This window comes from Stenotrophomonas sp. ESTM1D_MKCIP4_1, from assembly GCF_003086895.1.
GTDB lineage: Bacteria > Pseudomonadota > Gammaproteobacteria > Xanthomonadales > Xanthomonadaceae > Stenotrophomonas.
Map to the genome: position 1 here is coordinate 4,423,479 of NZ_CP026004.1, position 13,925 is coordinate 4,437,403.

The 13,925-nt window shown below is 68.2% G+C and carries 12 protein-coding genes; 7 read left to right on the forward strand and 5 right to left on the reverse strand.

The features are described 5' to 3' along the window. Positions 1–3: 3 nt before the first annotated feature. Complete coding sequence (locus C1924_RS20005) at positions 4–396, reverse strand: YchJ family protein (RefSeq protein WP_108767135.1); 393 nt, start codon at positions 394–396, stop codon at positions 4–6. A gap of 83 nt (positions 397–479) precedes the next feature. Here C1924_RS20005 and C1924_RS20010 point away from each other — a divergent pair, with 83 nt between their 5' ends. Next, positions 480–1,259: a TSUP family transporter gene (locus C1924_RS20010; RefSeq protein WP_108767136.1), complete on the forward strand. Its 780-nt coding sequence runs from the start codon at positions 480–482 to the stop codon at positions 1,257–1,259. 95 nt (positions 1,260–1,354) lie between these two features. Here C1924_RS20010 and C1924_RS20015 read toward each other — a convergent pair whose 3' ends face one another. The 4 genes from C1924_RS20015 to folE form a co-directional block, all read right to left on the reverse strand. Continuing rightward, positions 1,355–4,735, reverse strand: a complete 3,381-nt coding sequence (locus C1924_RS20015) for an SbcC/MukB-like Walker B domain-containing protein (protein WP_108766882.1) — start codon at positions 4,733–4,735, stop codon at positions 1,355–1,357. Between the two features lie 16 nt (positions 4,736–4,751). Next, on the reverse strand, positions 4,752–5,450 hold the full coding sequence (locus tag C1924_RS20020) for a DUF4194 domain-containing protein (protein ID WP_108766883.1): 699 nt from the start codon (positions 5,448–5,450) through the stop codon (positions 4,752–4,754). Next, the gene (locus tag C1924_RS20025; RefSeq protein WP_108766884.1) at positions 5,437–6,906 is read right to left on the reverse strand and encodes a DUF3375 domain-containing protein; all 1,470 of its coding nucleotides are present in this window, start codon (positions 6,904–6,906) and stop codon (positions 5,437–5,439) included. The genes C1924_RS20020 and C1924_RS20025 overlap by 14 nt, the downstream gene beginning before the upstream one ends. 112 nt (positions 6,907–7,018) lie before the next feature. Then, positions 7,019–7,630, reverse strand: a complete 612-nt coding sequence (gene folE, locus C1924_RS20030) for a GTP cyclohydrolase I FolE (RefSeq protein WP_004141296.1) — start codon at positions 7,628–7,630, stop codon at positions 7,019–7,021. Between the two features lie 604 nt (positions 7,631–8,234). Here folE and C1924_RS20035 point away from each other — a divergent pair. The 6 genes from C1924_RS20035 (at position 8,235) to C1924_RS20060 (ending at position 13,922) form a co-directional block, all read left to right on the forward strand. Continuing rightward, positions 8,235–8,690, forward strand: coding sequence for a MarR family transcriptional regulator (locus C1924_RS20035; RefSeq protein ID WP_108766885.1), 456 nt, complete (start codon positions 8,235–8,237; stop codon positions 8,688–8,690). Between the two features lie 108 nt (positions 8,691–8,798). Next, positions 8,799–9,008 (forward strand): DUF1656 domain-containing protein, encoded by a 210-nt coding sequence (locus C1924_RS20040; protein WP_010487502.1) that lies wholly within the window; start codon positions 8,799–8,801, stop codon positions 9,006–9,008. Beyond that, positions 9,005–9,922 carry an HlyD family secretion protein gene (locus C1924_RS20045; RefSeq protein ID WP_174208977.1) on the forward strand — a complete coding sequence of 306 codons (918 nt, stop codon included), beginning with the start codon at positions 9,005–9,007 and terminating at the stop codon, positions 9,920–9,922. The genes C1924_RS20040 and C1924_RS20045 overlap by 4 nt, the downstream gene beginning before the upstream one ends. Then, positions 9,919–11,388, forward strand: a complete 1,470-nt coding sequence (locus tag C1924_RS20050) for an efflux transporter outer membrane subunit (protein WP_108766887.1) — start codon at positions 9,919–9,921, stop codon at positions 11,386–11,388. Before C1924_RS20045 ends, C1924_RS20050 begins: the two co-directional genes overlap by 4 nt. 3 nt (positions 11,389–11,391) lie before the next feature. Next, complete coding sequence (locus tag C1924_RS20055; RefSeq protein WP_108766888.1) at positions 11,392–13,431, forward strand: FUSC family protein; 2,040 nt, start codon at positions 11,392–11,394, stop codon at positions 13,429–13,431. 92 nt (positions 13,432–13,523) lie between these two features. Continuing rightward, complete coding sequence (locus tag C1924_RS20060; protein WP_108766889.1) at positions 13,524–13,922, forward strand: hypothetical protein; 399 nt, start codon at positions 13,524–13,526, stop codon at positions 13,920–13,922. Positions 13,923–13,925: the final 3 nt, after the last annotated feature.

Genomic DNA, 13,925 nt, shown 5'->3' on the forward strand with positions numbered 1-13,925 from the left:
GGCTCAGACGGCGTCGAGGTAGTACCAGCGGCCGTCGATACGCAGGAAGCGGCTGTGCTCGGTCATTCTGACCGCGCTGCCGCCACCGATGCGGTAGCGGGCGGTGAAGCGGACCTCGGCGCTGTCGGCGCCGGTAACGCGGTGTTCGTTCACGGTCAGGCCCAGCCAGTGAGTGCGCTGGCCCGGTGCCTCGTCCAGCGAAAGTTCGGCCGGGCGAGTGTCCGGGTGCCAGGTCTGGCGCAGGTAATCGGCCAGCTGGCGCACGTAGGCGCTGTAGCGCGAGCGCATCAGGCGTTCGGCATCCGGCGCGGCTTCGCCGGCGTGGAAGCGGCCGCAGCAGGCGGCATAATCGGCGGGCAGGCCGCAGGGACAGGGGTCAGCGGGGGTGCGGGTCATGCCGGTATTGTCGCGCGGGACGCCGCCGGCATCCATCGCCGATAGGCGTATGCTGTCGCGCCCCCATTCAAGTGTCGATCGCCGTGCTGGAACTGGTTCCCCCTGAGTTGTGGTGGTTGGTGGTGATCGCTTTCATCGCCGGCCTGGTCGATGCGGCGGTGGGCGGCGGCGGGCTGGTACAGCTGCCTGGGCTGTTCACGGTGCTGCCACAGCAGACACCGGCGATGCTGTTCGGCACCAACAAGTTCAGTTCGATGTTCGGCACCGGTGCGGCCGCGTGGCGGTATGCGCGCAACGTGCGCTTCCCGTGGAAGCCGGTGCTGTTCGCCGCCGGCACTGCCTTCGTCTTCTCCTTCGCCGGCGCCACGGCGGTCAGCCTGCTGCCCAAGGACGCGGTGCGCCCGCTGGTGCTGGTGCTGCTGGTGGCGATGCTGGGCTACACGCTGTGGAAGAAGGATTTCGGTGCGCTGCACCGGCCGCAGGAGATCGGCCGCCGCGAGCTGGTGATCGCACTGGCCATCGGCGCGGCGATCGGTTTCTACGACGGCTTCTTCGGGCCCGGTACCGGCAGCTTCCTGATCTTCCTGTTCGTGCGCTTCTTCGGCCTGGATTTCCTGCGTGCTTCGGCGGCGTCGAAGGTGGTGAACCTGGCGACGAACGTGGCGGCGATCTCGTTCTTCATCCCCACCGGCAACATCCTGTGGCTGTTCGCGCTGCCGATGGCGGCGGCCAACATCTTCGGTTCGGTGGTGGGCACCCGCCTGGCGCTGAAGGGTGGCACGCCGTTCATCCGCAAGCTGTTCGTGGGGCTGGTGGTGGTGCTGATCGCGCGGATGGCGTGGGATACGTTCCGCGGCGCGTGAATGTGGTTGCCGGCCAGCGGCCGGCACTACCGGGTCATGAACCTGCCCATCGGTAGTGCCGGCCGCTGGCCGGCATGCCCATTCAATCTGGCCGGTCAGGCCTCGGCTTCTTCCGGTTCGTTGGCCTGCTGGCGGCTGCGTTCGGGCAGCTTCAGGCGCTTGCCTTCTTCGTCGTACTCGATGAGCAACACGCCGGAGTCGTGCCGACCGCTGATTTCGACGAAGCAGGCGCCACCGATGAACGGCTCCAGCGTCATCACCGACTTCAGCGGGGTGGCCACCACCATCTGGAAACCGAAGTTGTCGAAGATGTTCATCGCAAGCGCGGTGAACTCGTTGTCGGCCTTGTCGAAGGCTTCGTCGAGCACCACGGCGGCATAGCTGGGCAGCTGGCTGTCGGCACCGCCGAGCTGGTAGCGCAGGGCCGCAGCCAGGCAGGTGGTGGCCAGCTTCTGGCGCTGGCCACCGGACTTGCCGGCGCCGCTGCGATAGATCTCGACCTGCTGGCGCGTTTCCGCGTCCAGCTCCACGCCGATGAACTCCACGTGCATGCGCACGTCCAGCACCAGCTCGCGCCAGCGCTTGTCCTCGCCTTCCTGCGAACCGAGGCGGTTGACCAGCTGGCGCAGCACGGTGAACTGCGATTCGGCCAGCTCGCGTTGTTCGGTCTGCTGCTGCGACAGCACCTCGCGCAGCTGCAGGTGGAACTCGCCCACTTCCGGCAGGCGGCGGTCGCTGAGTTCGATGGTCAGCAGGGTGCCACGGTTGAATGGCACCTGTTCCAGGCTGGCGTTGACCTCATCCAGGCGCTGGCCGATCGACTTGCGGGCCTCGGCACTGTGGCGCTGCAGGGCCAGCAGGTTGTTCTTGCTCTGGTTCTGCAGCAGGTCGAAGAAGCGTTCTTCATGCTGCGGCAGGCCGTCGCGCTCCAGGCGTTCGAGGCGGGCGAGGAAATCCTCGGCCGAGGCCACCGACACCGTGAAGTCACCCGATTCCTCCGGCCACTGCTGGATGAAGCGGCGGAAGCAGCCCAGCAGCAGGTTCTCGACGCGGTTGACGTCCTGCTGCGAGGACGACAGCTGCTCGTTCAGTGCATTGCTGACCTGGCGCATGTGCGCTTCCAGCGTTTCCAGGCTGAGCGGGCCCTGCTCCTGCAGGCGCTCGGCCAGCCCGGCTTCCTGGTCTTCGGCCAGCGCCGGCAGCACCAGCGCACGGCTCTGCTGGCGGGCACGGTCCAGGCGGTCGCGTTCGCGCACCAGCTGGCCGCGCTCGACACGGGTGTCTTCATAGGTGCGGCGGGCCTGCTCGATATCGGCACGTACGGCGTCGATCTGCTGGGCCAGGCGGGCCAGGTCGGCATTGCCTTCGCGCAGGTCGCGCAGGGTAGCTTCGATGTCGGCCAGGCGTTGCTGCGGCGCAGCCACGTCGATCTCGTTCCACTGGATGCCGATCAGTTCGTGGCAGGCCAGGCGGCGTTCGTTGTCGCGGTCACGCTGGCCGCGCAGGCTGGCGATGTCGGTATCGCAGCTGGCGATGCGCTTGGCCAGTTCCTGCGCCTCGCGCTCGAACACCACCAGCTTGTCGCGGTTGTTGAAACCGAGGATCCAGCGGCGGCGGTCGTTCACCGCGCTGCGGTCGTCCTTCTCGAAGCGGTCACCCGGATGCTTGACTTGGCCTTCGCGGGTGATGCCGCGGTCGACGTTGCGCAGCTGCTTGGCATCGACGCATTCGTAATCGAAGCGCTTGCCCAGTTCGCGGCGCAGCCAGCCCTCGAAGGCGTGGTCGCGCAGTTCCAGCTTGTGCAGCAGCGAACGTGCGGACGGTTCGCGGGCGAACGCATCGTCGTTGCGGCGCACGCGGTAGTAGGTGAAACGCATGCCGAGGTGGGTGCGGTTCACCCAGTCGGCCACCTCGTTGTAGTGCTTGTCGTCCACCAGCAGCGACTGCGCGAAGCCACCCAGCACGCGCTCGATGGCGCCCTGCCAGTTCTGCTCTTCGCCGCGGACCTGGATCAGTTCGCCGACGAAGGGCAGCGCGGCTTCGGAGATGCCGGTCTCTTCGGCCAGGCGTGCGCGCAGCTTCTGCATCGGCGCGGGAATGCTGGACGGCGTGCGCTGCATCGCTTCCAGTTCGCCACGCACTTCGCCGAAGCGACGTTCGTCATCGCGCTTGCCGCCCAGACGCTCGCTGATGGCATCGTCCAGCGCCGCCGAAGCGCGCTGGCGGTCCTGCAGTTCGTTCTGCGCGCGCTCGACCAGTTCGGAGAAACCGTGCGCATCGTCCGGCAGTTCGGCCTGCAGATGGCGTGCGGCTTCGCGCGCCTGCGCCTGCTTGGCGAGGCGACGGTCGCGCTCGGCTTCGGCACGGCCCTGTTCGCGTTCCAGTTCCTCGATGCGCTCACCGCCCTGCTGGCGACGCTGCAGTTCCAGCTCGGCCAGGCGTTCGGTATGGTTGTCCAGCGCCGCACGGCGCTGGGCCTCTTCACCCAGCAGGCCGCGGTCACGCACGTCCATCTCGCGCAGCCGCGCTTCGATCAGCAGCTGGCGGCGGCTCTCGCGGAAGCTGTCGATGCCCAGCTTCAGGGTCTCGTCATCGCCGCGCTGGCGATGCATGGCCTTCAGTTCACTGTAGTGGGCGCGCGCCGGCAGCAGGGTTTCCACCTGGCGGCGGGCGGTGACCACCGCCTGGTGGGCGCCATCCAGCTCGGCGAAATCGCTGACCAGGCGCTCGGCGGCATCAAACGTGCGCGGCGTGTCCAGCATGAAATCGCGCAGGAAGACGTTGAGGTCGCCCAGGTTCTTCGCCGACTGCGTCTTGTGCAGCAGGCGCAGCGCCATTTCATTGTCGATGCCCAGCAGGTGGCGGAAGCGCTCGGCGTAGCCGGAGAAGGTGTCGAAGTGGTGGAGGTCGGCCAGCTTCTGCTTCAGCTTGCGCAGGTCCAGGTCGAAACCGCCCAGGTCCTTGGCGATGTCGAACGGACGCTCGGCAATCATGTAGTGCTTGCGCACGTCACCGGCCGAGGTGCCGTTGCCGGAGATCCACAGCAGGCGCACCAGGCACACCACGCGGCCATCGCCGGCGCGGTATTCCAGCACCAGTGCGGTCCAGGTCGCGCCCTTGCGCAGGTACTGGGTGGCGATTTCGCCGGTGCCACTGTCCTGCTGGTCGGCCCACGCGCCGCGCACGTAGGACACCAGGTTGCGGTCGCGACCGCTGCGCTCGGCCTCGCGCGCGGCGGCGTTGAAGTCGACGATGGCCGGCGGCGTCAGCAGCGCGGACATGGCATCGAGCAGGGTCGACTTGCCCGAACCGGAACGGCCGACGAACAGGAAGCCACGCTCGGCGATCGGCACCTCGGTCAGACCGTTGAAGGTGCCCCAGTTGTGCACCTGCAGGCGGCGCATGCGGAACTGCTGCAGGCGCGGGTCCGGCAGACCGTCGTTGAACAGGGCGGGAGTGTGCTTGGAAATGGCCATGCGGTACTCGGGTCTCTCAGGCCTCGGCGGCCGGGGTTTCGCGCAGCTGGCGGTACACCGCCGAAAGCTGGGACACGTCTTCGGCGGAGAACAGCAGCTTCAGCGCCGGCGAGACTTCGTGGCGGTCTTCCTGTCCGCTGAGGCGGGTCAGGATGTGGTTGTCCTTCATCTTCTGCACGGCCGAGGCCACGCGGCGGTTGAAGCCGGCACGGTCGGTGGACAGGTTCTTCTCATAGATGGCCAGCGCTTCGGCCATCTCGGCGTCGGCGACGACAGCGCGATTGCCGCGCGCATCGGCTTCTGCCAGCTGCTGGCGCAGGAACAGCAGCAGCACCGAGTCGATGAAGGTCAGCGGCGAGGTGCGCAGCAGCACCGGTGCGTCGACGTCTTCGGTGTCGGCCTGGCGGGTGAAAGCCACGCCGCTGTCACGGTCCAGCACCAGCTCCAGGAACAGGTCAGCCAGGGCCGAACGAATGGCCGCTTCGCTGCGGATCAGGGCCGGCCACAGCTTGGCGTGGCGCAGCTGGTCGATGCTGGGGCCGATCAGCAGCTGGCACAGCGCGCGGCGCGCATCCAGCGGCAGGCGACCGGTATCGCCCATGTAATAGACGTCGTTGCCACGACGCGGCGGTGCGGCTACGGCCGCTTCGGCCTCGTAGGCGTCTTCGACCAGGTCGGGCGCCGCTGCTTCGATGGGGTCTTCATGCCAGCTCATGGCGTCTCTCCTGGGTGAACCAAACCAGCGGAATACGGGCACGGCGCACCTGGCCGTCGCCGCCGCGCCATTGCGCAAGCTCCTGCTCGCCGGCAACCACGTTGCCAAAGCGCGTGCCCAGCGACAGGTAGCCGATGACGCTGCCCAGGCCCTGCGGCGCTTCGCGCTGCGAAAGCGCCTGGGCGATGCTCAGGCGCGGCTGCGCGTCCAGCAGATCGTGCAGGTCACGGCGCAGGGTGCGGAAGTCGATTTCCGACGACGCCACCAGATCGCCCACGCTTTCCAGGCTGATGCTGGCCGCATCGTTGTATTCGACGTTGCCATCCACCTGCGCGCTGCGCGGGTCGTGCAGCTTCCACTGCGACCACGAGCGCAGACGGCTGGTGGTCAGCTGCAGGTCGCGGCCGATGCTGCGCTGGGCGGGGAACTCATCGCGCAGGGCCAGCGCTTCGGACTGTGCCTGCTTCAGCAGCTGGTTGAGTCGACGCTGTTCCAGATAGCCGCGGCTCTGCACGAAGCCGCGCAGGCTGCGCGCGAAGTTCTGCAGTACGTCGTGGACCTGGCCGCCGCGTTCCAGCATGGTGCTGGTGAAGCCGCGCAGGAAATTACGTTCGTTGCGATCCAGGCGACGGGCGAAGCCGCGAGCGAGCACAGCCTCCAGCGCGGCGTCGAGCTGGGCGCTCTGTTCGGCGTCGTTGAGCAGGCGCCAGAATGCCTGGAAACTGCGCCCGGCATCGCTTTCGCCGATGACGTCGACGCCCTCGAACAGCTGCGACAGGACGTCGCCGCGCTCGCCTTCGTCGTCGATGATGCGTTCGCGGAAATCGCGGTTGAGCTGCTCGAAGTCATCGCGTACGCGGCGGAAGTCTTCGGTCAGCTCGTCGGCCAGGCCGATGATCTGGCGGGTGCGCTCCAGCGCGCGCTTGCCGTCGAGGGCCACCACGCGGCCGGCGCCGACGCGGGCGATCTCGGCGTCGATGCGGTCGCGTTCGTCGTGCAGCGCGGACAGGCGCGCATCCGGATCGGCTTCGGTCTGTGCGGCCAGTGCCGAGAGCTGCTCGATGACCAGGGCCAGGCGGCTTTCGGTGGCGGCCACGCGGGCCTGTTCCAGGCTGTCAGCGAAACGGATCGCCTGCAGCGCCGGGGTCGACAGTTCGTACTGTTCCTGGTCGGCGCCTTCGGGCAGGCGGCGTTCCAGCCACCCCTGCGCCAGCCAATGGGCAATGTAGGCCTGGGCGGTACGTGGCAGCTCGCGCGACAGTTCGTCGCCGGCCAGCTGGTCCAGCGCGCGTTGCAGGCGCTCGTTCAGCACCGAGGACGGCAGCGTGCGCTCGCCATCCATCAGCAGGCCCTGCAGCAGGCCGATGATTTCCGGGGCGTGGTCGGCGGCAAGCAGCTTCCACTGGGGCTGTTCGCGCAGATGGCGGTAACGGGCAATGCGTTCGCGGTGCTTCATGCAGCGAAAGGATTCATGGACGCTGGCGGCTGCGGGCAGCCATGCACGGCCGCCGCGGGGGCAGCCGTGGACGTGCCGGCCACGCGGGGCCGGCGCGGTGCGGACAAGCGGCTCAGCGCTTGCCGCCCACTTCGATGAAGCGCAGGAACTCGGCGCGGGTGCGCGCGTCGTCGCGGAAGCTGCCCAGCATCTTGGAGGTGACCATGCTGACGCCGCGCTTGTGGATGCCGCGGGTGGTCATGCATTCGTGGGCGCCTTCGACGACCACGCCGACGCCGATCGGCTGCAGCACGTCCTGGATGCACTGGGCGATCTGCGCGGTCATCTTTTCCTGCACCTGGAAGCGACGGGCGTAGGCTTCGACCACGCGCGCCAGCTTGCTGATGCCCACCACCTTGCCGGCCGGCAGGTAGCCGACGTGCACGCGGCCGATGATCGGCGCCATGTGGTGTTCGCAGTGGCTTTCGTACTCGATGTCGCGCAGGACGATCAGTTCGTCGTAGCCGGCCACTTCCTCGAAGGTCCGCTCCATGTAGGCGCGCGGGTCGTCGCGGTAGCCGCTGAACCAGTCGCCATAGGCTTCGGCGACGCGGCGGGGGGTATCCAGCAGGCCTTCACGGGACGGGTCCTCGCCGGCCCAGCGCAGCAGGGTGCGCACGGCATCCTCGGCCTGGTCCTGGGTCACGTCGCCCTGCGGGGCGGCCTTTTCGTTGTTCTTGCTCATTGCGTACAGCGTCCCGAACGGGGGGCGAGCATCGTACCCGACCGGGGGGTGGGTCGTCCTGTGGATCGGGTTCATCGGGGGTCTGGCGGCGCCTACCTGCTATCGGTTTGGAGGCGCGGGGGAGGGCAGGCAGGACACGCCGTAAACCAATCCATGGGGGCTCGTAGGCGCCATCCATGGCGCCTGCGGTCCTGCCTGCCCTCCCCCGCGCCTCCCGGACAGTTTCCTGCGGGCGCGGCCGGACCGCCCGAAAGCGGGGGCAAAAGCGGGGGTTCATGGCGCCGGAAGGACCGCGCAGCTGCTGTGGTGGGTGCGGACCGTTGGTCCGCACTGCTTCGGCTCCTGCCCTTGCCTTTAAAGAGCCAACCCACCGCGCTCGCCGGATGTGGGGTGGGTTGCGGAGGGCCGGGCGGGGCAGGGCCGTGAGGCGCATGGATGCGCCGATCGAGCTTACATGGACGTACTTGCAGCGTGCCCTGCCCCGTCCGGCCCTCCGCAAACCCAACCGATAGCCAACCGGCGCAACGCTTTCCTCAATACACCCCACCCCATTCAGCAAAAACTATTGATAGGAATGAAATTAGTAGTATCCTATCTATCTCTTATGGACCGACCCCTCGACGACCGCACCCGGCTGCAGATGCAGCTCAGCTCCGGCCTGCTCTACGCAGGGCGGCAGTGGCAGCGGCTGGCCGACAGCCGGCTCGGCAGCTACGGCATCTCCACCGCCTGCACCATGCCCCTGCTGATGATCGGCCGCTCCGGCGGCGGTATCCGCCAGGTGGCGCTGGCCCAGCAGCTGGGCATGGAAGGCCCGTCGCTGGTGCGGCTGCTGGACAAGCTGTGCGCCAGCGAGCTGGTGCGTCGCGAAAGCGATGCCAGCGACCGCCGCGCCAACCTGCTGTGGCTGACCGACGAGGGGCAGGCGCTGGTGCGCGAGCTGGAAGAACAGCTCATCGGCCTGCGCCAGGACGTGTTCGGCGAACTTTCCATGGATGAACTGCAGGCCGTGCTGAAGGCATGGCGCCTGCTCGCCGAGGCGGCCGACCGCATCACGTAAGCCCGTTGTCCCTGGAACACCGCCGCTGCCGTGAATGCGCCAGCGGCTTTTGCCCGTTGCCGTTGTCCTGTGTGTTGCCCCTTCCCTCCCCCATCCCGCCCCCTTCCGATGCCCGGTGAATTCAGTCTCCACGGAGTGTTCGTCCCGACCCTGCTCGGGTTGATGTTGTTGGCCTACCTGGTCAACAGCGGCCTGCACGCGCTGCTGCAGCGTGCCGGTGCCTATCGCCATGTCTGGCATCCGGCGCTGTTCAACCTGGCGCTGTACGGGATCGTGCTTGGCCTGCTGTTCCACCTCCTGCGTTGGATGCAATCGTGAACAAGATCGTGAAGAAGACCCTTCCCATACTGCTGACCAGCGCAGCCGTGATCGTGGCCCTGCTGGTGCTGCGCCAGCTGTGGGTCTATTACATGGATGAGCCATGGACGCGCGACGCCCATGTCGGTGCCGACGTGGTGCAGGTGGCGCCGGACGTGTCCGGCCTGGTGGAGTCGGTGAACGTGGCCGACAACCAGGCAGTGAAGAAGGGCGACGTGCTGTTCGTGGTCGACCGCGCGCGCTACCGCATCGCGCTGGAACAGGCCAGGGCGAGCCAGGCCGAGCGCGAAGCCTCGGTGGCGCAGCTGCGCCGCGAGATCGGCCGCGACCGCAGCCTGCAGGACCTGGTGGCCGCCGAGGACGCCGAAGTGCGCCGGGCCAAGCTGCAGGCTGCACAGGCTGCGCTGGCCACCGCCCAGGCGGCGGTGGACCTGGCCGAGCTCAACCTGGCCCGCACCGAAGTACACGCGCCGGCCGATGGCCGGGTCAACGACCGCACCCTGCGCGTGGGCGACTACGTGGTTGCGGGCAAGCCGGTGCTGGCGCTGCTGGATACCGGTTCGTTCCGCATCGATGGCTACTTCGAGGAAACCCGCCTGCGCGGCGTGGCTCCGGGGCAGAGCGTGGACATCCGCCTGATGGGTGAATCGACCCCGCTGCATGGCCACGTGGAAAGCATCGCCGCCGGCATCGAAGACCGCTACCGCAGCAATGGCAGCACGCTGCTGCCCAATGTGACCCCGGCCTTCGACTGGGTGCGCCTGGCCCAGCGCATCCCGGTACGCATCACCATCGACGACGTGCCCGAAGGCGTGGAACTGATCGCCGGGCGTACCGCCACGGTGACCGTGCAGACCAACCGTACGAAGCACGCAGACAAGGCCGGCACCACGCCGACACAGGCGGGCCTGTGAACACCGCCCTGCCCCGTCTCGGCCTGATCGTTGCGCTGGCCAGCCTGGCCGCCTGCAGGACCGTCGGCCCGGATTACGCCCTGCCGGAAGGCTCGGCCTTCAAGCGCCCGGAGGCCAATGCGGCCTTCATCGACACCCGGAACCCGGACGTTGCCGCCAACCAGGCGCTGCCCGACCGCTGGTGGTCGCTGTACAACGATCCGGTGCTGGATGGCCTGATCACCCAGGCGCTGCGTGACAACGTTGAGCTGAAGGCCGCCGATGCGCACCTGCGCCGCGCTGCCGCCGTGTACGAACAGGCGATGGATGCCGGTGGCTTCGAGTACGAGGCCGAGGCTGGCGTCAGCCGCGCCCAGTTGTCTGCCGAGGCTTTCCTGCAGGAACACGAACTGCCGGTGATCAACCTGGCCGACGGCAAGTTCGCGGTCAGCTACCAGTTCGATCTGTTCGGCAAGCTCAAGCGGGGTGCCGAAGCCGCACGCGCCGACGAACAGTCGGTGGCCGCCGCACGTGATCTGGCCCAGGTGAGCGTGGTGGCCGAGGTGGCCGACAGCTACCTGGAGATCTGCCATGCCAACCACGAGCTGCACGTGGCCGAACATTCGCTGCAGCTGCAGCAGCGCAGCCGCTCGGTGACCCAGCGCCTGATCAACGCCGGCCGCGGCACGCCGCCGGAACTGGCCCGCGCCAACGCGCAGGTGGCCCTGCTGGAAGCCGCGCTGCCGCCGCTGCGCGCGCAGCGTTCGGCGGCGGCGTATTCCCTGGCCGCCCTGCTGGGCCAGACCCCCGGCCAACTGCCGCCCGGCGTGATCGACTGCGCCGACGCGCCGCGCCTGGCCCAGCCGTTGCCGGTGGGCGATGGCCGCGCGCTGCTGCAGCGCCGCCCCGACATCCGCCAGGCCGAGCGCAAGCTGGCCTCGGCCACCGCGCGGATTGGCGTGGCCACGGCCGAGCTGTACCCGGACATCCGGCTGGGCGCCTCGCTCGGTGCGGCCGGCCTGCTGGAGGACTTCGGCACACCGATGACCCAGCAATGGTCGATCGGCCCGCTGATCTCCTGGACCCTGCCGTCCTCGGGCACCCATGCGCGCATCCACGCCGCCGAGGCAGGCGCCGACGCGGCACTGGCCGAGTTCGACCATGCAGTGCTGCAGGCGCTGCGCGAGACCCAGACCGCGCTGGACCGCTATGCACAGGATCTTCGCCGCCTGCAGTCGCTGCGCGAAGCCCAGCAGCAGGCCGCGCTGGCCGCCGAGCAGAACCGCCGGCTGTACCAGGGCGGTCGCACGCCGTACCTGTCCAGCCTGGATGCCGACCGCAGCCTGGCCACCAGCGATGCCACCCTGGCCGCGGCCGAAGCCCAGGTGTCGCGCGACCAGATCCATCTGTTCCTGGTGCTCGGCGGCGGCTGGCAGACCACGGTGGCCCCGGCCGCTCCTGCCACCGCACAGGCCACGGCGAAGTAAGCCATGAACGCGCTGACCGACCGCCAGGCCTGGCTGTTCTCGATCAAGACCTATCTGGCCGCAGTGGCCGCGCTGTACATCGCCATGGCCGGCAACCTGTCGCGCCCGTATTGGGCGATGGGCACGGTGTACATCGTCAGCCAGCCGCTGCTGGGGCCGACCCGGGCCAAGGGTGTGTACCGCATCGTCGGTACCCTGGTGGCCGGCCTGGCGACCCTGCTGGTACTGCCGGCCCTGGTGGAAACGCCCTTCGTACTGAGTGCGGCGATGTCGGTCTGGCTGGCCGCCTGCCTGTTCCTGGCCCTGCTCAACCGTGGCCCGCGTGGCTATGCGTTTTTGCTGGCCGGTTACACCACCGCCTTCATCGGCTTCCCGGCGGTCACTTCGCCGGAAACCATCTTCGATACCGTGGTGGCGCGCAGCGAGGAGATCATCCTCGGCACGGTGGTGGCGGTGCTGGCGGCCTCGCTGCTGTTCCCGGCCTCGGTGCAGCCGATGCTGCGCACCCGCATCGGCAACTGGATGGAGGATGCCGCGCAGTGGTGCCGGCAGATCCTCGAGCGTGGCCGCGCCCATGCCCCGCGCAACCGGCTGGCCGCCGACCTGGTGCAGTTCGAGGCGCTCATCGAGTTCCTGCGCCGCGATGATCCGCGCCATGCGGGTGGCGCCGTTTCGATGGAACGCCTGCGCGAGCGCATGCTGCTTTTGCTGCCGGTGCTGTCCTCGATTGCCGACCGCTTGAGCGCACTGCGCAGCGATGGCCAGGCCTTGCCTGAGGGGCTGCCGGCGCTGGTCGATGACATCCGCGACTGGATCGATGCGCCCGCCAGCGCCAGCGCCTATGCCCGCCTGCGCGCGCGCATCAGTGCGCTGAAACCGCAGGTGGACAGTGACCTGCAACACCTGCAGCTGGCCAGCCTGCTGCTGCGCCTGGAGGAGCTGGTGGACCTGTGGCAGGACTGCCGCACCCTGCAGCACGCCATCGACCAGGGCACGGCACCGCTGGACCGCGCGCATTACCGCATCCGCACCGAACGCGTGGCCACCGACAAGCACGTGGACTACGGCATGGCGCTGTTCTCCGCGCTCAGCGCCGGCGTGGCATTGATGAGCTACTGCGTCCTGTGGATATGCCTGGGCTGGGAGGGTGGCGGCAACGGCGCGATGATGGCGGCGGTCACTGCCGCGTTCTTCGCTGCGCAGGATGACCCGGCACCGAGCATGGTCTCGTTCCTGGTGTGGGCCATCGTCGCTTCGCTGGTGGCCGGCGTGTACCTGTTCGGCGTGTTCCCGGCCGTGCATGACTTCGGTCTGCTGGCACTGGTGCTGGCCGTGGCGTTCCTGCCGCTGGGCCTGATGCTGCACCACCCCAAGAGCGCCTTGTTCGCGCTGCCGCTGACCGTGAACCTGGCTGCTCTGCTGAGCCTGCAGAACACCTACAGCGCCAACATCCAGAGCTTCCTCAACTCGTCCATCGCGATGTTCATCGGCATTGGCTTTGCGGTGGTGATGACGCGCCTGTTCCGTTCAGTAGGTGCCGAATGGACCGCGCGCCGCCTGGTGCGCCAGGGGTGGACCACGCTGGCCGAAGCCGCCGAAGGGCGTGGCCAGCAGGACCGCCAGCGCTTTGCCGCACGCATGCTCGATCTGCTGGGCCTGCTCGCACCACGCCTGGCGGCAACCCCGGAAGGCAGCGACATCGCCTCGGTGGACATGCTCAACGAGGCGCGCATCGGCCTGAACATCCTGCAGCTGCGTCGCGCCCGGCTGGAACTGCCCGAACGCAGCCGCGAAGCGGTCGAGCACATCCTGGAAGAGATTGCCGCGCACTACCGCCGGCAGATCATTGCGCGTCACCCGATCGCCCCGGCCGAGGCACTGCGCGAGCGCCTGGACACCTCACTGGGCCGCGTCGGCGGCGTGGCTGCGTGCAAAGCACGCGACGAGGCGCTGATGGGCCTGATCGGCCTGCGCTTCGCGCTGTTCCCGGAGGCGAAGGCACTGGCACCGGGGTTGGCGATGAGTGCGGCCGAACCCTCGTAGCGCGATACCCTGTGCAGCCACAGATCCCACGCCGGGGTCGGATCCTTCGCCAAGGGCGTAGGCTCTGACCCCGCCATGCACAGGACGGTTCCATGAGTTACGACATGATGGTGTTCGAGGCCAGCGCGGCCCCGCGCGAAGCAGCGGCCTTCATCGCCTGGTTCGAGAAGCAGGCACAGTGGGGCGAAAACCACGAGTACGACGACCCGGTGGTCAGCAGCCCGGCACTGCAGGCATGGTTTGCGGACATGGCGCAGGAGTACCCGCCGATGAACGGGCCGCTGAGCAACGACGATGACGACCGTGCCGAGGTGACCGATTACAGCATCGGCCGCGAGGTGATCTACGGGGCGTTCGCGTACTCGGTGGCCGAACGTGCGCACGGGCGCGTGCAGGATCTGGCCGAGAAGCACGGCGTGGGTTTTTTCGACCTGAGTGCCGATGAAGCAGCGATCGTTTTTCCCGATGGCCTGGTGCTGATCGCGGAATGAAAT